Here is a 20,570-nt window from a genome sequence, read left to right on the forward strand (position 1 = left end):
ACCGGGAGCGGGCGGTGAACTCGCAGAACGTCAGCCGTCTGTTCGACCGGCGATGACCTCGATCAGCTTCGATACGGCCGTCGCGTACCCCGCGACGCCTTCCCCGATCACGTGCACGACGGCGACGTCGCGCACGTAGGAGAAGTGCCTGAAGTCCTCGCGTTTCGTCACATCCGAGATGTGCACCTCCGCGACCGGCAGCGCGACGCCGGAGAGGGCATCCCGCAACACGACGGACGTGTGTGTGAGGCCGCCGGGGTTGATGACGATGCCCGCGCAGTCGAGCCTTGCCTCGTGGATGGCGTCGATGAGCACGCCTTCGTGGTTCGACTGCAGAGCGCGAACCTCGAACCCCCACACTGCCGCGGTCTTCGCGGTGAGGGCTTCCACGTCTGCGAGCGTCTCGTGTCCGTAGATCTCCGGTTCCCGCACGCCGAGCAGGTTGAGGTTCGGTCCGTTGACGAGGAGAAGCCGGCGAGATGGCGGCGGCTCGGTCACGATGCGACCTCCTGATAGGCGGCGAACAAGAGGCTGGGGTCGGGCGCAGGCATCACAGTGGGACGCGCGATGTCGTCGAGCACGATGAACCGCAACGTGTTTCCCCTCGTCTTCTTGTCGCGCTGCATCGCAGCGAGAAGGGTCTGCCACCTGCCGGCCGGGTAGCTGACGGGCAGCGTGAGCGACGTCAGGATGCTTCTGTGCCTGTCTGCGACGTCGTCGCGCAGACGCCCGCTCAGCCTGGCCAGCTCGGCCGCGAACACCATGCCAACCGAGACCGCCGCGCCGTGGCGCCACTGGTAGCGCTCGGTGTGCTCGATCGCGTGCCCGAGCGTATGGCCGTAGTTGAGGATCTCCCGAAGCCCGGCCTCACGGAAGTCCTCGCTCACCACCTTCGCCTTCATGTCGATGGCGAGTTCCATGTTGCGCCGGAACACCGGGCTGTGCGTGTCGGTGGCGGCCTCCTGGTCCGACTCGATGTTGTCGAGGATCTCGGGCGCCCAGATGAAGCCCGCCTTGACCACCTCCGCGTAGCCCGCGAGCAGGTCGTTGCGCGGCAGCGCGTCGAGCGTGTCGAGGTCGCAGAGCACTCCGGCCGGTGCATAGAAGGCTCCGACCAGGTTCTTGCCCTCAGCGGTGTTGATTCCGGTCTTGCCGCCGATGGCGGCATCCACCATGCCGAGCACGGTTGTGGGGATCTGCACCAGCTTCACTCCGCGCAACCACGTGGCCGCAACGAACCCGGCGAGGTCGGTCGCCGCTCCGCCGCCGAAGCCGATCACGGCATCGCTCCGGGTGAAGTCCGCCTGCCCCATGATCTGCCAGCAGAACGCAGCAACCTCGATGCGTTTGGCCGCCTCGGCGTCGGGTATCTCGGCCAGCAGCACCTCGTAGCGGTCGGTCAGGCTTTCTCGGAGCTCGGCGGCCGCCGCCGCCAGCGTGGGCTGATGAACGATGAGCACACGCCGCACCTCTGGGCCGAGCAGCTCGCCCGCATCGAAGCGGATGCCTCGCCCGACCCGGATGCCGTACGCGTTCGCCCCCGAGACCCGCAGCTCGGTCGTCTCCTCGCTCATGCATCCTCCTCTTCCTGCTGCTGCAGCCACTCCGCGATCTCTTCAACGATCGTGGAGATCGGACGCCGCGACGTGTCCGCACGGTAGTCGGCGAGCGACTCGTAGAGCGGCATCCGTTTCGCCACCAGCTGCAGCCACGATTCGATCCCCTGCACGAGCGGTCGTTTACCGTCGTCGATGCGAGCCGCAACGGCCTCAGGGCTCACGGTGAGCAGCACGACACGCGCGCGCTTCAGGTCCGCCTGGGTGCGCGGATCGAGCACGGCTCCCCCGCCGACCGAAACGATGCCGTGCGTCGCCAGCGCCGTCACGACGGCTTCCCGCTCCAGTGCCCGGAATGCGGGCTCGCCTTGTTCCGCGAAGATCTGGGAGATGGGTCCGTGGTCGCGCACGATGACCGCGTCAGTGTCGGTGAAGGGCAGGTCGAGCCGGCGCGCGAGACGCCTGCCGACCCTGCTCTTGCCTGCGGCGGGCGGCCCGATGAGCACGACCGTCACGCGCGCGCTGTCTCGGTGTGCAGCGCAGACGGCATGGCATCCAGGTAGCCGCGCAGATTGCGCTGCGTCTCGGCAAGCGAATCTCCACCGAACTTCTCCAGCACCGCGTCGGCGAGCACAAGCGCGACCATCGCTTCGGCGACGACACCCGCCGCGGGAACGGCGCAAACGTCCGAGCGCTGATGGTGGGCTGGTGCGACGTCGCCTGTTGCGACGTCGACGGTGCGCAGCGCGTGGGGAACCGTGGCGATGGGTTTCATGCCCGCCCGAACGCGAAGCAGTGAACCGGTCGTCATGCCGCCCTCCGTGCCGCCGGCCTTGTCACTCGTTCGCGAGATCGCGTCCCCGTCGATGACGAGCTCGTCGTGCGCCTCGGAGCCGCGCCTGCGGGTGGTCTCGAAGCCATCGCCGACCTCGACGCCCTTGATGGCCTGGATGCTCATGAGCGCTTGCGCAAGCCGCCCGTCGATCCGGCGGTCCCAGTGCACGTGCGAACCCAGGCCCACCGGCACCCCGTACGCGAGCACCTCGACCACGCCGCCGAGCGTGTCGCCGTCTTTGTGCGCGGCATCCACCTCGGCCACCATGAGCGCGGAGGTGGCAGCGTCGAAGCACCGGAGCGGGTCGGCGTCGAGCGCGTCGACATCCGATGGCCTCGGTAGCGCCGTCCCATCGGGGACGCGCACCGGCCCGATGGCAAGCGTGTGACTCACGAGCTCGACCCCGAGCTCTGCGAGGAAGGCCTTGGCGACCGCGCCGAGCGCGACCCGCGCCGCGGTCTCGCGCGCGCTGGCCCGCTCGAGCACGGGCCGTGCCTCATCGAAGCCGTATTTCTGCATGCCGACGAGGTCCGCGTGTCCCGGCCGCGGGCGAGTCAGCGGCGCTCCCCTTCCGGTGGCGAGCTTCTCGGGATCGACCGGCTCCGGATTCATCACTTCGACCCACTTGGGCCATTCCGTGTTTCCGATCCGCAGCGCGATCGGGCTGCCCATGCTGAACCCGTGGCGGACGCCGCCGGAGAGCGCCAGCTCGTCCTGCTCGAACTTCATTCGCGCCCCGCGGCCGTAGCCGAGCTTGCGGCGCGCGAGGTCCGCGCGCACGGCATCCAGTGAAACGGGGACCCCTGCGGGCAGCCCCTCCAGGATCGCCACGAGTTCAGGGCCGTGCGATTCCCCTGCGGTGAGCCAACGAAGCATGCGTCAATTCTGGCATGCAGCGACGGGGCGTCCCGATGCGTCGAGCCCGACGGCGGTGAGCATGGCGGCGAGTACGGACTCCTCGTGCGGCAGCTCCAGCTCCGGATCGCCGAAGACGAAGATCCGCACCTGCAAGAGAGCCTGATGCACAAGCATCGCGAGTCCGGAAAGCACGTTGGACCGTGCGCCTGCCTGCCCGGCCATGGCGCTCCATGCGCTCACGATCTCGGTCGGCCACGGGTCGTATGCGACGTCGAGCAGAAGGATGCCTTCGGCAGCGGCCCGCGCGACCCCCTCCCCCTGCAGAATGCCGCGGCTCGCGCCGGCGGCTAATGCCGTTCCGGGCAGCGTGCTGATGACGAGGTCGGGCCGGTCGACGACGGGTTCGCCGAACGTGCGGATGCCCACCCGCAGGCCGACCGCGTGCCCGAGTTCGGTCAGATGCGCTGCCCGAGAGGGCTCGCGCACCTGCACGATCACGTCGTGAGCGCCAAGCTCTGCCGCGGCGACCACGGCAGACGCTGCGGTGGCACCGCCGCCCCAGATCAGCACAGACCGCGCCGAGCCGGTTCCTGCGGCGGACAGGGCACGCACGATGCCAGGCACGTCCGTGTTGAACCCGCGCAGCACAGGCCCGCCCGCGCTGTCCGAGTCGAACAGGATCGTGTTCGCAGCTCCGGTCAACCGCGCGAGCTCGTCGAGAGTGGAGACCAGCGGCAGCACCGATTGTTTGAGCGGCATCGTCAAAGACAGACCGCGCCAGGCATCCGGTCTGCTGAGCACGAAGCCCTCTAGGGCATCCGGCGTCAGCTCTTGGCGCCCATAGCGCCACGGCAACCCGAGCACGGAGTACGCGGCCTCGTGCAGAACTGGCGATTTGGAGTGCGCAATGGGCGAGCCGAGCACGGCCAGCTCGCGCTCACCGTCACTTGCAGTAAGCATCGTTCTCGGGGCTCGCATTGCACCAGTCCTGCAACTGCTGAACGGCCTGGTCGTGTTCCTCAGCCGTCTGCGAGAACACGGTCGTGCCGTTCTTGAGGTCGACCGTCACGAAGTAGAGCCACCCACCTGGCGTGGGGTTGAGGGCTGCCTTGATGGCGTCGTCGCCAGGGTTCGAGATCGGGCCGACGGGCAGACCCTGGTGAACGTAGGTGTTGTAGGGATTCGACGCGTCTCCGCGCTGGGCGTCCGTCGTGAACACGGTCTTCACCCCTGCCCCGTACGCGACGGTGGCGTCAGACTGCAGGTCCATTCCCTGGTCGAGACGGTTCTGGAACACTCTCGCGACCTTGCCCATGTCGTCGACGCTGCCCGCCTCCTTCTGCACGATGGATGCCAGCACCACGGTGTTGTACCGCTTGTCGGCGGGCACGCCGGCCTGGTCGAGCGATTGGAACGCGCGGTCGACGAGCGTCTTGATCACCGTCTTGGCGTCGACGCCTGGGTCGAACGTGTAGGTGGCGGGGAATAGGAATCCCTCAAGGCTCGGCGCCTGGGCGGGCACGCCGTAGTCGGCCGGCTTCGCGGCAGCGGCCTGCAGGTCGGCCAGCGGAACGCCCGTGGTCTTGGCGAGCGCCTGCAGGATGTCCGCCTCGGTGTCACCCTCGGGGATCGTGAGCGTGCGCGCCAGCTTGTTCTTCGGATCCTGCAGCGCCGTCAGCGCAGACTTCGCGCTCATCTGCTTCTTCAGCTTGTACACGCCGGGCTGGAACACGGGGTCGGGCTTCGTCTGCAGCAGGAGTGTGTAGAACGCGTCGGAGGTCTTCACCACGCCGGCCTTCGCGAGCGTGGACGCGACGTCGGACCCGTTGTCGCCCTCGTGGATCGTGATGTCGACGGGAGTCGTGCCCGAGCCTGTGTAGTCGGTGGGTTCGTTGATGGCCAGCAGCTTGCGCACCTCCGGCTGGAACGCGTTCCAGACGTAGGCACCTGCACCACCGAGCAGGCCGAGGATGACCACGGTCACGATGGTGGCGACCAGCCAGCGGCGCCTTTTCCTCGGTCTCGGCTCGCGGCGCGGCGTCTCCTCCTGGAGAGTGGACCACGCGTGCGGTGGGCGGCGGCCGCCCGCCCTCTCCCCTGCACCGCGGTCAGCGGTTGCATCGTCAGCGGGTTCCCGGTCGGAGTTCAGCGCACCCCAGAACGATTCCTCGACGGAGGGTGCCTCGCCACCGTCGAGCGCCTCAGACGTGGGCTCGGAGTTCGGCGGCTGTCCGTTCGCCTGCTGCCCGTTGGTTCGTTCCCCTTCGGCCCTCTCCCGGGCCTCTCTCTCCCTGGCCTCTCTGCGGGTGAGTGGGGGTCGCTCGCCATCGAGCGAAGAGTCCGGTCGCGACGAACCGGGCGGGAAGGGCTGGGTCACGTGGGGGTCCTTATCAGGTGGCGAGCTCGCCGGGAGGCCTGCCGCTGGAGCGCTCGGCGTCGAGCGCGTGTTGCAAAATTACCGTGGCAGCCGCCTGATCCACGACAGAACGGGAGTTCCGAGTGGTTCGGCCCGAGGCGTGGAGGGCCGACTGCGCCGACACAGTCGACAGCCGTTCGTCCACGAGCCGCACGGGGATGCCGCACGTGGTCGCAATCCGGGAGGCGAATTCCACGGCGTCGTCCGTCGAGGCGGTATGCGCACCGGAAAGCGACAACGGGAGTCCGACGATAGCCTCGACGGCTCCGAATTCCGTGACAAGTGCCTGGATGCGAGCGATGTCGCTGCCGTCCTCCGCGCGTTGCACGGTCTCGACAGGCAGCGCGAGCATTCCGTCCGGGTCGCTGCGGCTCACGCCGATGCGCACTCGTCCGACGTCGACGCCGAGGCGGACCCCCGATCGCACGCGGGCTATCCGATCGCGGCGCGCACGGATGCCAGTGCGGCGTCGATTGCGGATGCGTCGGAGCCGCCGCCCTGGGCCAGGTCGTCCTTGCCGCCTCCTCCGCCGCCGAGCACGGATGCCGCACGCTTCGCCAGCGGGCCCGCCTTGACGCCCGCCTCACGCGCACGCTGGTTGGTTGCCACGATCACGACAGGCCGCTCGCCGACGACTGCGGCCAGGGCTACGACGGCAGGGTCGGAACCGAGGCGCTCGCGCAGGGTCGTTGCGAGCATCCTCACGTCGTCGGCCGAGCCGAGCGAGCCTGCGTTCTGAGCGAGGACCCGAACGTCGCCGACGCGTTCCGCGCTCTCCAGCAGCCCGGGCACGCGGTCGAGCACCGCGCGTGTTTCGAAAGCGGCGATCCTCTTCTCCGCGGCCTTGAGGCTGGACACCAGGTCGTCGATGCGCTGCGGCAACTGTTCCCTCGGGGTCTTCAGCATGCCGCTCAACTGCGAAACGATCGTGCGCTCGGCGGCTAGATCCTTGAATGCCTCCAAGCCCACCAGGGACTCGACACGGCGGTTCGTCGACCCGACCGATGACTCGCTGATCAGATTGATGAGGCCGATCTCGGAGCTCGACGAGACGTGGGTGCCCGCGCAGAGCTCACGAGACCAGGGGCCGCCGATGTCGACCATGCGCACCACGTCGCCGTACTTCTCGCCGAACAGCGCCATGGCGCCCATTTCGCGCGCCTGGTCGAGCGGCAGCTCGCGCGTGACCACCTCGAGGTCGTCGCGGATCGCGTTATTGGCGATCTCCTCGACCTCGGTGCGGGTCTCGGGCGACAACGCCTGATTCCAGGAGAAGTCAAGGCGCAGGTAGCCGGCCTTGTTGTACGAACCGGACTGGTGGGCGTTGGGGCCGAGCACCTGACGCAGAGCCGCGTGGATGATGTGCGTTCCGGAGTGCGCCTGACGCGCGCCGCGACGATAGTCGGCGTCCACGACACTCGTTGCCGGGGCATCCAGCCCCACCTCGCCGTTCGTGACCTGCACGGTGTGGCTGATGAGGCCCTTGACGGGCTTCTGCACGTCCAGAACCTCGAGTTCGTAACCGGGGCCGACGATGACGCCCTGGTCGGCGTCCTGACCGCCGGACTCGGCGTAGAGCGCGGTCTCGGCCAGGATGACCTCGGCGATCTGACCCTGCGACGCCCGCGGCACCGAGACCCCGTCGACGATGATGCCGAGCACTCGTGACTCGGTCTGCAGGTCGGTGTAGCCGGTGAAGACGGTCTCGCCCTTGCCGCGCAACTCGCTGTACACCGACAGATCGGCAAGCGCCCGCTTCTTCGCCTTGGCGTCGGCTTTCGCGCGCGCCTTCTGCTGGGCCATGAGCGAGTCGAACGCCGACCGGTCGACCGTGAGGCCGGCCTCCTCAGCCATCTCGAGGGTGAGGTCGATGGGGAACCCGTAGGTGTCGTGCAACAGGAACGCCGTGTCGCCGGCGAGCTGCTTCTTGCCAGAGGCGCGAGTGTTCTCGACGGCGGTGTCGAGGATCGTCGTTCCGCTCACAAGCGTGCGGAGGAAGGTGTCCTCCTCGGCGAACGCCAGGTGCGAGATGCGGTCGTAGTCCCTCTCCACCTCGGGATACGTGGACTTCATCGCGTCCCGCGACGCCGCGAACAGCGTGGGGAACGTCGCGGCCTCGACTCCGAGCAGCCGCATGGAGCGCACGGTGCGGCGCAGCAGCCTGCGCAGGATGTAGCCCCGCCCTTCGTTCGACGGCGTCACGCCGTCGGACATGAGCATGAGCGCGCTGCGTACGTGATCGGCGACCACGCGCATCCGCACGTCGTCCTCATGGTCTGCGCCATAGGTCTTGCCGGAGAGCTGCGCAGCCTGGTCGAGGACCGGCCGGATCTGATCGATCTCGTAGATGTTCTCGACGCCCTGCTTGAGGAAGGCGACGCGCTCGAGCCCCATCCCAGTGTCGATGTTCTTCTTCGGCAACTCACCGAGGATCTCGAAGTCCGCCTTGCCTGTGCCCTCGCCACGCAGGTACTGCATGAACACGAGGTTCCAGATCTCAACATACCTGTCGTCGTCGGTGGCAGGACCCCCGTCCACGCCGTAGGCGGGACCGCGGTCGAAGAAGATCTCAGAGCACGGTCCCGCCGGCCCCGGCACCCCGGTCGACCAGTAGTTGGTGTCCATGCCGAGGCCCTGGATGCGCTCGTCCGGAAGTCCGGCGACCTCTTTCCAATAGCCGCGCGCCTCGTCATCGTCTTTGTAGACGGTGACCCAGAGGTCTTCCGGGTCGAAGCCGAGGCCGCCCTGGTCCTCCGGGCTCGTGAGCAGTTCCCACGCGTACTGGATGGCCTCACGCTTGAAGTAGTCGCCGAAAGACCAGTTGCCGAGCATCTGGAAGAACGTTCCATGCCGAGGGGTCTTGCCGACCTCGTCGATGTCGAGCGTGCGGATGCACTTCTGGGAATCGGCGGCACGCGGGTACGGCGGCGGAACGAGACCGGTGAGGTACGGGACGAAGGGAACCATGCCGGCGATCGTGAACAGCAGAGTGGGGTCGTCGCTGACGAGCGAAGCCGACGGAACGATGGTGTGTCCGCGCGCGGCGAAGTAGTCGAGGAAGCGGCGGCGGATCTCCGCTGTCGTCATGGGGGCGGTCTGCATGGTTCCGTTCGTTCAGGGGTCGTGTGACGCCGCGATGGCGTTCGGCGGGTCGGTCAGGACAGGTCGGAGATGGTGTCTTCGGCCCGGTCGATCGCTTCACGCAGCTCGGCTTCGCGCTTGTGGTAGCCATCGCTGACGGCCGCGCCGAAGTCATGTGCCTTGCGGTCGAGTTCACCGAAGAACTGCTTGCCCTGCTCGGTCTTGTTCAACTGGTGAGCGATAGCGAAGCCGCCGACGATGCCTGCGACGAACCAGAGGAAGCTCTTCATGGCGGATCTCCTAATGGTCGTGAGCGTGGTGGATGGGGGGAGAGTTTAGTGCCGCATGCCGAGCCGCGTCTCCGCTCACTCGCTGTCTGAGGGCTTACGTGGCCGGCCGAAGCGGAAGGCCGCCCGAACGGCGGCACTGAAACCCGCGAGCTTGATGAGCGGGCCGCCTACCGTGGCGGCGAACAACGCCACGAGGGCCGAGACGTTTCCCGTGACGTCCTGCACGTTGCGGGTGATGGCATCCACTCGGCCGAGCTGCTTGTTCGTCTCGCGAAGTGTCTCGGTGGTCTCCTCCAGGATCGGCGTGATCCCGTCGCTCACCTCTTTGATCGACTCGGTCGTCTGATCGAACACTTTGCCCAGCTTGACGAGCGGAACCGCCAGCAGCGCGACGAGCACAGCGAAAACGCCTGCGGCGATCAGCCCGGCGATGTCTCCACCAGTCACGGCGCACCATCCATTCCTTGAGGGGAATACGTCGAAGGGCGGGCCGTTGAACGACCCGCCCTCCAGCGTATCGGTATGCCTACCGAGTGATGCTCTTTATCGAGCTGCGTAGGCTCTGCCCACGGCCGCTTCGCGGCTGTACTCCGCGGCGCTAGCGCGCTGCGTAGGCTCTGCCCACGGCCGCTTCGCGGCTGTACTCCGCGGCGCTAGCGCGCTGCGTAGGCTCTGCCCACGGCCGCTTCGCGGCTGTACTCCGCGGCGCTAGCGCGCTGCGTAGTACTCCACGACGAGCTGCACGTCACAGGTCACGGGGACCTCCGCGCGCTTCGGACGACGCACCAGGCGGGCCTGGAGCTTGTCGAGCTCGACGTCGAGGTAGACCGGAGTCTTGGCAAGCACATCGGAGTGCGCGCCGGCAGCCGCGACCTGGAAGGGCTCGCTGCCCTCGGAGCGCGCCTTGACGTGCACGAGCTGCCCGGGCTTCACCCGGAACGAGGGACGGTCGACGATCCTGCCGTCGACGAGGATGTGGCGGTGCACCACGAACTGGCGGGCCTGTGCCATGGTGCGGGCGAAGCCGGAGCGCAGCACGAGAGCGTCGAGACGCATCTCGAGCAGCTCGACCAGGTTCTCACCCGTCAGACCCTGCGTGCGGCGGGCCTCCGCGAACGCGATCCGGAGCTGCTTCTCGCGGATGCCGTACTGTGCGCGCAGGCGCTGCTTCTCACGCAGACGCACGGCGTAGTCGCTGTCGGCCTTGCGCTTGGTGCGGCCGTGCTCGCCGGGGGCGTACGGACGCTTCTCCATGATGCGAGCGGCCTTCGGGGTCAGTGCGACGCCGAGGGACCGCGAGAGGCGGGTCTTGCTGCGGGAACGTGAAGCCACGTCTTTCCTTTCGTAGGTTCTTCTCACTTGTGCTGCCCCTGCCCGTTGAACCCGGGTGGGCAGCCATTGACTGATCCGGCGACGCGCACCATGGGGGCACGCACGGTGTCTTGCCATTCGGCATGACACCGCCACTGTCGCTTTCGCAATGGGAGGGATTGGCCGGGGATGCTCGGCTAAAGAGCACTTCCCTCTCGATCGGATGCCCGCAGCCGCACGGAATCCAGATCTCGGCCCACCAATCCTAGCAGAGCGCGATGGCCGATCCTGCCGGCTACTCGCCCCTGGTGATCCGCCGCAGCTTCGCCAGCCGCGTTGCGATGTCTCGCTCGTTCCCGTGCTCAGTGGGCGTGTAGTACGTGGCCTTCTTGAGCGCGTCGGGCAGGTACTGCTGACGCACGACGCCCAGGTCGTCGTCGTGCGGATAGACGTACCCCTTGCCGTGCCCGAGGCGCTTGGCGCCCGGGTAATGCGCGTCGCGCAGGTGCTTGGGAACCCGGCCGATCTTGCCGGCCCGAACATCGGCGATCGCGGCATCGAGTGCCATGTACGCCGCATTCGACTTCGGAGCGGTGGCCAAGTGCACGACGGCCTGGGCGAGTGGGATGCGGCCCTCGGGCATCCCTATGTACTGCACGGCGTCCGCAGCGGCCACGGCAACGCCCAACGCCGTCGGATCCGCCATGCCGATGTCCTCGGAGGCCAGCACGATGATGCGTCTGGCGATGAACCGCGGGTCTTCGCCCGCCTCGATCATGCGTGCCAGATAGTGCAGTGCTGCGTCCACGTCCGAGCCGCGCACCGATTTGATGAAGGCGCTGATCACGTCGTAGTGCTCGTCACCGTTGCGGTCGTAGCGCAGCAGGGCGCGGTCGACGGCGGATGCCACGAGCTCGGCGGTCACGACCGGCTTCGCCTCGGCGCCGTCTGCCTCACGCTCTGCGTCCTCGCTCGCCAGCGCGTTGTCGAAAGCGGAGTTGGCGGCCGCCTCGAGCGCGGTGAGGGCACGCCGCGCGTCGCCGGACGCGAGTCGGATGAGAGCTGCGCGCGCTTCGGGCGCAACCGAGACGGCGTCCTTCAATCCGCGCTCGTCGTGCACGGCGCGATCGATGAGCGTGCCGAGATCGTCGTCCGACAGCGGCTCGAGGGTCAGCAGGAGCGACCGCGAAAGCAGCGGCGAGATCACCGAGAACGACGGGTTCTCGGTCGTCGCTGCCACGAGGATGACCCAGCCGTTCTCGACACCCGGCAGCAGGGCATCCTGTTGCGCCTTGGTGAAGCGATGGATCTCGTCGAGGAACAACACAGTCGAAAGGCCGTAAAGATCGCGGGTGGACTGCGCCTCCTCCATGACGGCGCGAACGTCTCTGACGCCCGCCGTCACCGCCGACAGTTCGACGAAGCGGCGACCGGAGGAATGCGCGATGACCTGGGCGAGCGTGGTCTTGCCCGTGCCAGGCGGACCCCACAGGATGACGGACACCGAGCCGCGCTCCCCCGTTTTGTCCGCCGCGAGCGTGACGAGCGGAGACCCCGGGGTCAGGAGATGACGCTGCCCTGCGATCTCGTCGAGCCGGCGAGGACGCATCCGCACAGCCAGCGGAGTGGCGCCCGCGCGCAGACCCTGCTGTGTGCTCGGCATGCCGTCCAGGATAGAAGGTAGGTCCGACACTAAGGGTGCTCGTCTCCGCTCGCTTTCGCGACCGAACCGGTTGAGCTTCTTAGCGGCGAAGCCGCGATAGAGTTCGTAGCTGGGATCGGCCCGGCCTCGGTCCCGGGCCCAGATCGGCCCCCGAACACCCTGACTCGGCGCATGCACGTGCCGAAGTGGAGGATGCCTGTGTCCGCGAAGAAGCAGAACGACCGAGAGGCGCGCGAAGCGCGCGAACGGCTCCGCGCCTACCAGGCGCGGCAGGCCGTGCACGAGCACGGCAAGAAGCGACGTGTTCGCGACAACGTGATCGCGGGAATCGTCGTGGCCGTTGTGCTTGCGCTTGCCGTCGTTCTGCAGCTCACGTACTTCACCGGCGGGCCGGGCAAGCCCGTCGCCTCGCCCAAAGCGTCCGCCACGGCGACACCGACCCCTGCTGCGACCGGTCAGAACCAGGGCGACGTGCCGTCGAAGTCGCTGGCAGGCGGGCGCACATGGACGGGTGCGCTGGACATCAACGGAATCTCCCTCGGCGTATCGCTCGACGGTGCGAAGGCGCCCCAGGCCGTCTCGTCCATGATCTCGTTGACCAAGAAGAAGTTCTTCGATGGCACGGCATGCCACCGTCTCACCACAGGGGCGACGTTCAAGGTGCTGCAGTGCGGCGATCCCAAGGGCGACGGAACGGGTGGACCGGGCTACAGCTTCGGTCCGATCGAGAACGCGCCTTCCGACGGCAAGTACGCAGCAGGAACCATCGCCATGGCCAGGCAGAGCGGAAACGCGTACAGCAACGGCAGCCAGTTCTTCATCGTCTACGGCGACACGACCATTCCGAACGACAGTGCGGGCGGCTACACGGTCATCGGCAAGGTCACGAGCGGGCTCGACAAGCTCGTGTCCGAGGTCGCCGACAAGGGGGTCCAGGGCGGCGCAGACGACGGCAAGCCCGTGGTGACGCCCAAGATCGAATCCTTCACCCTCAAGTGACCTGACGCCGCTGTCGGCCGAACGGGCGGCGGGCGGTGCAATAGGCTTTGTAGTCAGCAAACGACGGCCCTTCTCGGGGCGTCTTCGAACAGGTGAGGCTCGTGTCAACTACTGATCAGCATCCGTGGGGTCGTGTCGACGAAACCGGTGCCGTCTACGTCCGCACGCCGGACGGCGAGCGCGTCGTCGGCGAGTATCCGGATGCCACGCCCGAGGAGGCTCTCGCCTACTTCGAGCGCAAGTACGCGGACCTAGCCGGCCAGGTCGGCCTGCTCGAACAGCGTGTTCGCCGCGGCGCTCCGGCCGCCGATGTCGCCAAGGCTGTCGCGTCGTTGCGCCAGTCCGTGGCGTCAGCCAACGCCGTGGGCGATCTAGCTGCTCTCGACGCCAGGCTCGCGAAGCTCGGCGGAACGGTCGAGGAGCTCACCGAGCAGCAGGTCGCCGAGGCGAAAGCGGCGGTGGAGCAGGCCATCGCCGAGCGCACCGCCATCGTCGAGCAGGTCGAGGCGCTTGCGGCGGAGGACCCGGCCAAGACGCAGTGGAAGCAGGCGGGCGCCCGGCTCGACGAGTTGTTCTCTGCCTGGCAGAAGCACCAGCACGAGGGCCCCCGCATCCCGAAGAACGAGGCCAATGAGCTGTGGAAGCGGTTCAGGGCGGCGCGGACGACCATCGAGCGCAACCGCAAGGCCTTCTTCGCGGAGCTGGACTCGCAGCACAGAGACGTGCGCACGCGCAAGACGGAGCTGATCGAGCAGGCCGAGGCGCTCTCTTCGCTCGGAGCCGACGGCGTGCAGCAGTACCGTGCCCTTCTCGACGAGTGGAAGCGCGCGGGACGTGCAGGCAAGCGCACCGACGACGCCCTGTGGGCCAGGTTCAAGGCCGCCGGTGACGTGCTGTACGCGGCGAAGGCAGAGACCGACGCCGTGGAGAACGCGGAATACCAGCACAATCTCGAGCAGAAGCTGGCCCTTCTCGAGGAGGCCGAGCCTCTGCTGAAGGAGAAGGACCGCAACACGGCGCGTTCGGCACTGCTCTCGATCCAGACGAGGTGGGACGCGATCGGCAAGGTTCCGCGTGACCAGGTGAAGTTGATCGAGGAGCGCCTGCGCAAGGTGGAGACGGCAGTGCGCAGGCTCGATGACGAGCACTGGGAACGCAGCAATCCCGAGAAGAAGGCGCGTTCCGAAGGACTCGCGGCACAGCTGGCTGATGCCATCGCGAAGCTCGAGGACGAGCTCGAGGCGGCGAAGGCATCCGGCGACGCGAAGGCCATCAAACAGGCACAGGAAGCCCTGGACGCCCGAAAGGCGTGGCTGTCCGCCATCCGCTGACGCGCTTCGCTCTGCTCGGTTCCGGTTCCTGACCGAGTTGTCCACCGTTCGCCCTTCAGAGGTCTTGTCCACCGATCACGTCCATGCGAACGGATGCCGTCACCTTGCGCGCGACCATGGGGACATGACGCACGCGATGGCATCCGTACTCGGCCCGGGCGCGCTGGCGCTTGCCGAGCTGTACGCCGCGCGGCTCGATGGGGAACTGTTCAGCATCGACGAGCGCTTCTCCCCCGTCGACGAGGCCGATACGATCTGGCTGCGCGCGACCGCACTGCGCAGCATCGCCGGCATCCGGATGATCGCGGAACTCGACAGCGCGCTCTGGGTGCACGGCCTGTTCGCGTTTCCGCCCCGCGTGCACACCATGTGCGTCGCACGCTCCGATCGCGTGAAGTTCCCGCCATCACCGCGCTTCTCACTGAGGGAGGTCACGCACGCGGCGGGTGACACGGCTGAGATCGCGGGCCTGAGGGTCACGGCGCCCGCACGCATTCTGCATGACCTGGCCTTCCGCGAGCAGCGCGGGACGGCAGAGGCTGCACGGCGCATCCTTGCCAGGTGGCCGCAGCTTGCCGAGTCCTGCTCCCGGCGTATCGCCGACGCGGCCAACCTGCCCGGCAAAGGGCTGGCGTTGCAGAGGATCGCAACCTGGTCGTCGTCGGTCGGCGACGTGGATCCTCGGCCCTCGCCGGCGCTTGAGCCCGCGCTGGCGTCTCAGCCCGCGCCGACCCCTCAGCCCGCGCTGACGCGGTACACGTCGTAGACCGCGTCGATGCGGCGCACGGCGTTGAGCACGCGATCCAGGTGGGTGGTGTCCCCCATCTCGAACACGAACCGGCTCAAGGCCAGGCGGTCGCTCGAGGTCGACACGGTGGCGGAAAGGATGTTCACGTGGTGCTCGGAGAGCACGCGGGTGACGTCGGAGAGCAGGCCGGCCCGATCGAGCGCCTCGACCTGGATCTGCACCAGGAACACGCTCTTCGACGACGGCGCCCACTCCACGTCGATCATGCGCTCCGGCTCGCGCATGAGGTCTTGCACGTTATGGCAGGTGGCCTGGTGCACGCTCACGCCCGAACCGCGCGTGATGAAGCCGACGATCGGATCGCCGGGAACCGGTGTGCAGCACTTGGCGAGCTTGACCAGGATGTCTGGGGCGCCGCGCACGAGCACGCCCGAGTCGCTGTTGCTGAGGCGATGACCGCGTACGCGTGCGGGCGGCGGGAGCTCGGTGACGTCGCTCTCGGTCTCGGATTGCAGCGATGCGACGACCTTCTCCAGCACGGACTGCGTGCTGACGTGGCCCTCGCCGATCGCCGCATACAACGCCGAGACGTCGTCGTACTTCATCTGCGCCGCGACTTCGCCGAGGGAGTCCTGCGTCATCAGCCGCTGCAGCGGGAGGTTCTGCTTGCGCATGGCTCGAGCGATGGCATCCTTGCCCTGCTCGATCGCCTCGTCCCGACGTTCTTTCGTGAACCACTGCCGGATCTTGTTACGCGCCCTCGGGCTCTGGACGAAATTCAGCCAGTCCTGGCTTGGGCCCGAATCCGGGTTCTTCGAGGTGAAGACCTCGACCACATCGCCTGTCGACAATGGGGACTCCAGCGGCACCAGGCGGCCGTTGACCTTCGCTCCCATGGTGCGGTGTCCCACCTCGGTGTGCACCGCATATGCGAAGTCGACGGGCGTTGCCCCGGAGGGCAGGCCGATCACCCTTCCCTTCGGGGTGAAGACGTACACCTCTTTGGCGCCGATCTCGAACCGCAGCGAATCGAGGAACTCGCTGGGGTCGGCGGTCTCCGCCTGCCAATCCGAGATGTGGGCGAGCCACGCCATGTCGGTGTCGACCTTGCCGACATCGTCCGACTTACCACCCGCTACGCGTTCCTTGTACTTCCAGTGCGCCGCCACGCCGAACTCGGCCCGCTGGTGCATCTCGTCGGTGCGGATCTGGATCTCGACCGCGCGGCCCTCCGGCCCGATCACGGTGGTGTGGAGCGACTGGTACAGGTTGAACTTGGGCGTGGCGATGTAGTCCTTGAACCTGCCGGGCATAGGCGTCCACCTGGCGTGGATCTGCCCGAGCACCGCGTAACAGTCGCGCACCGAGTTCACGATCACCCGGATGCCCACCAGGTCGTAGATCTCGTCGAACTCACGTCCGCGCACGACCATCTTCTGGTAGATCGAGTAGTACTGCTTCGGTCGCCCGACGACCCTTCCGCGGATTTTGGCCGACTTCAGGTCGTCGTTGATGGCATCCGTCACCTGCTGCACGACGCGCTCGCGCTCCGGAGAGCGCTGCTTGACCAGGTTCTCGATCTCCACGTAGAGCTTCGGGTAGAGCACGGCGAACGAGAGGTCTTCCAGCTCCCATTTGATCGCCTGGATCCCGAGCCGGTGCGCGAGCGGCGCGTAGATCTCGAGGGTCTCCGTTGCCTTGCGGGTTGCTGTCGCGGCCGGGACGAAGCCCCAGGTGCGGGCGTTGTGCAGCCTGTCGGCGAGCTTGATGATGAGCACGCGGATGTCTTTCGACATCGCGACGATCATCTTGCGCACCGTTTCGGCCTGTGCGCTTTCGCCGTACTTGACCTTGTCGAGCTTGGTGACGCCGTCCACCAGCATGGCGATCTCGTCGCCGAAGTCCGCCCTGAGCTCGTCGAGCGAGTACTCCGTGTCTTCGACGGTGTCGTGCAGCAGCGCGGCCGCGATCGCCTTCGAACCGATCCCGAGATCGGCGAGGATCTGCGCGACGGCCACCGGATGGGTGATGTAGGGCTCGCCGCTGCGCCTCGTCTGGCCCGAGTGCGCCCGTTCGGCTGCCGCGTACGCGCGCTCGATCAGCGCCAGGTCGGCCTTGGGATGATGCATCCGCACGGTCTTCAAGAGGGTGTCGACGGCGCCGGCGGGCTGCTGGGCACGGGAGAAGATGCGCGGCACCAGTCGGCGCAGCGAAGCGGTCTGCTGTGTTGTGGTATCGACCATCAGCATCCCCTCCCGGATCTCATTATCGCGGTTGGGGTGCAGCCCCGTCGCGCGGTCCGCTCACAGCGCACCAGGCGGCTACCCGGCCCGGCCGGAGTCGTCCGGCACGACGACCATGCCGCCCGACGCCTGCCAAGCAACCATGCCGCCCGCAACATCGACCGCGTCGTATTCGGCACCGACGAGTGCATCGGTGACCATGCGCGATCGTTGCCCGAGGTGGCAGATCACAGCGATCCTGACGTCTTCGGGCAGCTCATGCTGCCGGAGCCCGAGTTCCCCGAGCGGTATGTGGTGTGCGGCCGGAGCGTGCCCGGTGTTCCACTCGTACGCCTCGCGCACATCGAGAAGCCAGAGCGCGCCGGACTCGACGAGCGGAACGGCTTCGCCCGCAGGAATCGACTGCCCTGGCTCGTGCGTCACTCGGCGGCGACCGCCTCGGCAGCCGGCGCCTTCGACCTGGCCGCAAGTACCTTTCTGTCGTGCTTGACGATCTCCTTCTCGCCGCGCCGGAAGTCCGCGTAGAGCGGGGCGGCGATGAAGATTGTCGAGTAGGTGCCGATCAGGATGCCGATGAACAGCGCGAGCGAGATGTCTCGCAGAGTGTCGGCGCCCAGCACGAAGGCTCCGATGAACAGGATGGCCGCGACGGGAAGCGCGGCGACCACCGCGGTGTTGATGGAGCGGACGAGCGTCTGGTTCACCGCGAGGTTCACGGACTCCGCGAAGGTGTGCTTGACGGCATCCTTGTCTTGGCGTGTGTTCTCGCGGATCTTGTCGAAGACCACGACGGTGTCGTAAAGCGAGTAGCCAAGGATCGTGAGGAATCCGATCATGGTCGCCGGGGTGATCTCGAAGCCGACCAGCGCGTACACGCCCGCGGTGATGATCAGGTCGTGGAAGAGCGAGACTATCGCTGCGGCGGACATCTTCCACGTGCGGAAGTACAACGCCATGGCGACGAACGCGAGCAGCAGGAAGACGACGAGACCCTGGATGGCCTGCCTCGAGACGTCGGCACCCCAGCTCGGGCCGATGTAGGTGGACGCCACGTTGCTCTGCGACACCCCGTATGCCGACGCGAGGTTTGCGGCAACGGTCTTGGTCTGGTCGGTGGTCAACTGATCCGTCTGCACGCGCACGCCCTGGCCGCCTGTGCCGTTGGTGACGCTGACCTGAACCACGGCGTTGGGCTTGGCGGCGTGCACTGCCTTCTCGGCCAGCGACTGGTCGGTCGTCTTGACGTCCGAGACCGTGAACTGCGATCCGCCGCGGAAGTCGATGCCGAAGTTGAAGCCGCCCTTGGCGATCGGGATGATCACGGCTGCGATGATGAGCACCGCAGCGATGATGTACCAGATGCGTCGCTTGCCGACGAAGTCGATCGATCGTGCACCGGTGTAGAGGTCGTTTCCGAACCTCTGGAAGCGTGTGGCGGCCATCAGGACTCCTTCTCGTCCTTCTCGGTCTTGCTGCCGCCGGCGGCGACGAGCTCCGCCTGCTTGCGCTCGGCGATGGTCTGGCGCTTGGCCGCCTCACGGCTGCTCGATGCTCGCTTCGACTCGCTGACGGATGCCGCCGTGCGGAACTGCGCGCCGCCTCGGTATACCGCGCCAAGCGCCTGAGGATCGAGCCCGGACCACGGGTTCCCACTGGAGAAGAATCGCGTGCGCGCCAGCAGTTGCAGCGTGGGATGCGTGAACATGATCACGATCAGCACGTCGAGCACTGTCGTGACACCCAGAGTGAAGGCGAAGCCCTGCACGTTTCCGACCGCGAGCACGTACAGCACGATCGCGGCGAGCAGGTTCGTCGACTTCGAGGCGTAGATGGTTCTGCGTGCTCGCTTCCAACCGGCCTCCACGGCGGATTCGAGACTCCTCCCGTCTCGCAGTTCGTCGCGTATTCGCTCGAAGTACACGATGAACGAGTCTGCGGTGAAGCCGATGGCCACGATGAGGCCGGCGACGCCGGCGAGCGACAGGCGGTAGTCGATGCGCCAGGACAGGATGGTGATCACCAGATAGGTGAGCAGCGCGGCGACGACGAGCGAGGTGATGGTGACGAATCCGAGCAGCCGGTACTGGAACAGGGTGTAGATCACCACGAGGAGCAGACCGATGGCACCCGCGATGAGTCCGCTCAGCAGCTGGGCGGATCCGAGGGTCGCCGAGATGGTGTCCGAACTCTGCACCTTGAAGCTGACCGGCAGCGCTCCGAACTTCAGCGAGTCGGCGAGCGATTGGGCGCTCTTCTGGTCGAAGTTACCCGTGATCTGCGGCTTGCCGTCCGTGATCGCGCCCTGCATCGCCGGAGCCGAGAGCACCTTGCCGTCGAGCACGAAGGCGAACCGCGCCTTCGGGTCGCTCGAGTCCTTGCTGTAGAGCCCGTAGAGCCGCTCGCTGACCTTGGCGAAGTCCTTGGTGCCCTGGCCGTTGAAGACCAGGTTGACGGCCCACTGTCCCGTCGAGTTTCCACTCGAGTCCGTGACGATGCCCGCTGTCGCGTTCGAGATGTCCGAGCCCTGGACCTCGACCGGGCCCAGCAGGTATTTGGCCGTCAGGCCGTCGTCGCACGTGATGAGCGGCTTGTCTGCTGCGGCGACGTTCGTCGTGCTGTTCTTCAGCGACGAGCAGTCGAAGGCGTTGTACTGCGCCTGCAGAGCAGGTGTGAGCCAGGCGCTGTCGCTGCCGTTCGACGGTTTCGCGGTGGGCGTGGACTGCAGCGTCGGTGCCGGCGACGGGTATGGCGTGGTCTTGCCGTTCGAACCGACGAAGGTGTTCGTCGGCGAGCCGGTGAGGAGCACCGGTCGCAGGTCCATTTTCGACGACGACTTGATGCGATTGAGGGTGGACTGGTCCGGCTGTCCCGGGATGGACACGACGATGTTGTCGCTGCCCTGCGTGCTCACCTGTGCCTCTGACACGCCAGAGGCGTCGACTCGCTCGCGGATGATCGACACGGCCTGGTTGAGCTCGTCGCTGCTGATCGTCTGGTTCCCCTGCAACTGCGGGGTGAGGATGATCTCCGTTCCGCCCTCGAGATCAAGACCGAGCTTGGGCACCCAGCTGGCATTCGAGAACAGCACGCCTCCGCCCAGAACGAGCACCAGCGCGACGACGATGACGCCGAGCCAGATCAGCGAGCGCGACGCACTCTGGGCGGGAGACGACTTTGCCACGGAAGAACTCAGCTTTCTATGCTCGTGGGGCGACCGTCATCGGTCACCCCACGGAGGG

Annotated in this window: 19 protein-coding genes; 3 read left to right on the forward strand and 16 right to left on the reverse strand. The window is 67.1% G+C overall.

Annotated elements, in window-relative coordinates; genetic code table 11:
• Positions 1–30: 30 nt before the first annotated feature.
• The 12 genes from ACO2Q7_RS01485 to ACO2Q7_RS01540 all read right to left on the reverse strand — a co-directional run bounded on the left by ACO2Q7_RS01485 (position 31) and on the right by ACO2Q7_RS01540 (position 12,010).
• Positions 31–498 carry a type II 3-dehydroquinate dehydratase gene (locus tag ACO2Q7_RS01485; protein WP_423353873.1) on the reverse strand — a complete coding sequence of 156 codons (468 nt, stop codon included), beginning with the start codon at positions 496–498 and terminating at the stop codon, positions 31–33.
• Complete coding sequence (gene aroB, locus ACO2Q7_RS01490) at positions 495–1,574, reverse strand: 3-dehydroquinate synthase (RefSeq protein WP_423353874.1); 1,080 nt, start codon at positions 1,572–1,574, stop codon at positions 495–497. The genes ACO2Q7_RS01485 and aroB overlap by 4 nt, the downstream gene beginning before the upstream one ends.
• Complete coding sequence (locus tag ACO2Q7_RS01495) at positions 1,571–2,071, reverse strand: shikimate kinase (RefSeq protein WP_423353875.1); 501 nt, start codon at positions 2,069–2,071, stop codon at positions 1,571–1,573. The genes aroB and ACO2Q7_RS01495 overlap by 4 nt, the downstream gene beginning before the upstream one ends.
• A complete protein-coding gene (gene aroC, locus ACO2Q7_RS01500) occupies positions 2,068–3,267 on the reverse strand; it encodes a chorismate synthase (RefSeq protein ID WP_423353876.1) in 1,200 nt (399 codons plus the stop codon). The genes ACO2Q7_RS01495 and aroC overlap by 4 nt, the downstream gene beginning before the upstream one ends.
• 3 nt (positions 3,268–3,270) lie before the next feature.
• Entirely contained in the window at positions 3,271–4,209 is a 939-nt protein-coding gene (locus ACO2Q7_RS01505; RefSeq protein ID WP_423353877.1) for a shikimate dehydrogenase, read from the reverse strand.
• Positions 4,193–5,626 (reverse strand): endolytic transglycosylase MltG, encoded by a 1,434-nt coding sequence (gene mltG / locus ACO2Q7_RS01510; protein ID WP_423353878.1) that lies wholly within the window; start codon positions 5,624–5,626, stop codon positions 4,193–4,195. Before mltG ends, ACO2Q7_RS01505 begins: the two co-directional genes overlap by 17 nt.
• A gap of 13 nt (positions 5,627–5,639) precedes the next feature.
• Complete coding sequence (gene ruvX / locus ACO2Q7_RS01515) at positions 5,640–6,092, reverse strand: Holliday junction resolvase RuvX (RefSeq protein ID WP_423353879.1); 453 nt, start codon at positions 6,090–6,092, stop codon at positions 5,640–5,642.
• A gap of 5 nt (positions 6,093–6,097) precedes the next feature.
• Positions 6,098–8,752 carry an alanine--tRNA ligase gene (gene alaS / locus ACO2Q7_RS01520; RefSeq protein ID WP_423355934.1) on the reverse strand — a complete coding sequence of 885 codons (2,655 nt, stop codon included), beginning with the start codon at positions 8,750–8,752 and terminating at the stop codon, positions 6,098–6,100.
• 68 nt (positions 8,753–8,820) lie between these two features.
• Positions 8,821–9,036 (reverse strand): hypothetical protein, encoded by a 216-nt coding sequence (locus ACO2Q7_RS01525; RefSeq protein WP_423353880.1) that lies wholly within the window; start codon positions 9,034–9,036, stop codon positions 8,821–8,823.
• 75 nt (positions 9,037–9,111) lie between these two features.
• The gene (locus ACO2Q7_RS01530; protein WP_423353881.1) at positions 9,112–9,483 is read right to left on the reverse strand and encodes a DUF948 domain-containing protein; all 372 of its coding nucleotides are present in this window, start codon (positions 9,481–9,483) and stop codon (positions 9,112–9,114) included.
• 261 nt (positions 9,484–9,744) lie between these two features.
• Entirely contained in the window at positions 9,745–10,368 is a 624-nt protein-coding gene (gene rpsD / locus ACO2Q7_RS01535) for a 30S ribosomal protein S4 (RefSeq protein WP_423353882.1), read from the reverse strand.
• Between the two features lie 274 nt (positions 10,369–10,642).
• Positions 10,643–12,010: a replication-associated recombination protein A gene (locus tag ACO2Q7_RS01540; RefSeq protein WP_423353883.1), complete on the reverse strand. Its 1,368-nt coding sequence runs from the start codon at positions 12,008–12,010 to the stop codon at positions 10,643–10,645.
• A 192-nt stretch (positions 12,011–12,202) separates the two neighbouring features.
• Between ACO2Q7_RS01540 and ACO2Q7_RS01545 the strand changes: the two genes are divergently transcribed.
• The 3 genes from ACO2Q7_RS01545 to ACO2Q7_RS01555 all read left to right on the forward strand — a co-directional run bounded on the left by ACO2Q7_RS01545 (position 12,203) and on the right by ACO2Q7_RS01555 (position 15,106).
• Positions 12,203–13,009, forward strand: a complete 807-nt coding sequence (locus ACO2Q7_RS01545) for a peptidylprolyl isomerase (RefSeq protein ID WP_423355935.1) — start codon at positions 12,203–12,205, stop codon at positions 13,007–13,009.
• A 101-nt stretch (positions 13,010–13,110) separates the two neighbouring features.
• Entirely contained in the window at positions 13,111–14,340 is a 1,230-nt protein-coding gene (locus ACO2Q7_RS01550; protein ID WP_423353884.1) for a DUF349 domain-containing protein, read from the forward strand.
• A gap of 124 nt (positions 14,341–14,464) precedes the next feature.
• A complete protein-coding gene (locus ACO2Q7_RS01555) occupies positions 14,465–15,106 on the forward strand; it encodes a hypothetical protein (protein WP_423353885.1) in 642 nt (213 codons plus the stop codon).
• Here ACO2Q7_RS01555 and ACO2Q7_RS01560 read toward each other — a convergent pair.
• The 4 genes from ACO2Q7_RS01560 to secD all read right to left on the reverse strand — a co-directional run bounded on the left by ACO2Q7_RS01560 (position 15,076) and on the right by secD (position 20,512).
• Positions 15,076–17,331, reverse strand: coding sequence for a RelA/SpoT family protein (locus ACO2Q7_RS01560; RefSeq protein WP_423353886.1), 2,256 nt, complete (start codon positions 17,329–17,331; stop codon positions 15,076–15,078). The two genes, ACO2Q7_RS01555 and ACO2Q7_RS01560, sit on opposite strands and share 31 nt — an antisense overlap.
• A gap of 78 nt (positions 17,332–17,409) precedes the next feature.
• Entirely contained in the window at positions 17,410–17,754 is a 345-nt protein-coding gene (locus ACO2Q7_RS01565; protein WP_423353887.1) for a rhodanese-like domain-containing protein, read from the reverse strand.
• Positions 17,751–18,773 carry a protein translocase subunit SecF gene (secF, locus tag ACO2Q7_RS01570; protein WP_423353888.1) on the reverse strand — a complete coding sequence of 341 codons (1,023 nt, stop codon included), beginning with the start codon at positions 18,771–18,773 and terminating at the stop codon, positions 17,751–17,753. Before secF ends, ACO2Q7_RS01565 begins: the two co-directional genes overlap by 4 nt.
• Positions 18,773–20,512, reverse strand: coding sequence for a protein translocase subunit SecD (gene secD / locus ACO2Q7_RS01575; RefSeq protein WP_423353889.1), 1,740 nt, complete (start codon positions 20,510–20,512; stop codon positions 18,773–18,775). Before secD ends, secF begins: the two co-directional genes overlap by 1 nt.
• Positions 20,513–20,570: the final 58 nt, after the last annotated feature.

Origin of the sequence: Rathayibacter sp. KR2-224 (assembly GCF_049446075.1) — a bacterium.
GTDB lineage: Bacteria > Actinomycetota > Actinomycetes > Actinomycetales > Microbacteriaceae > Humibacter.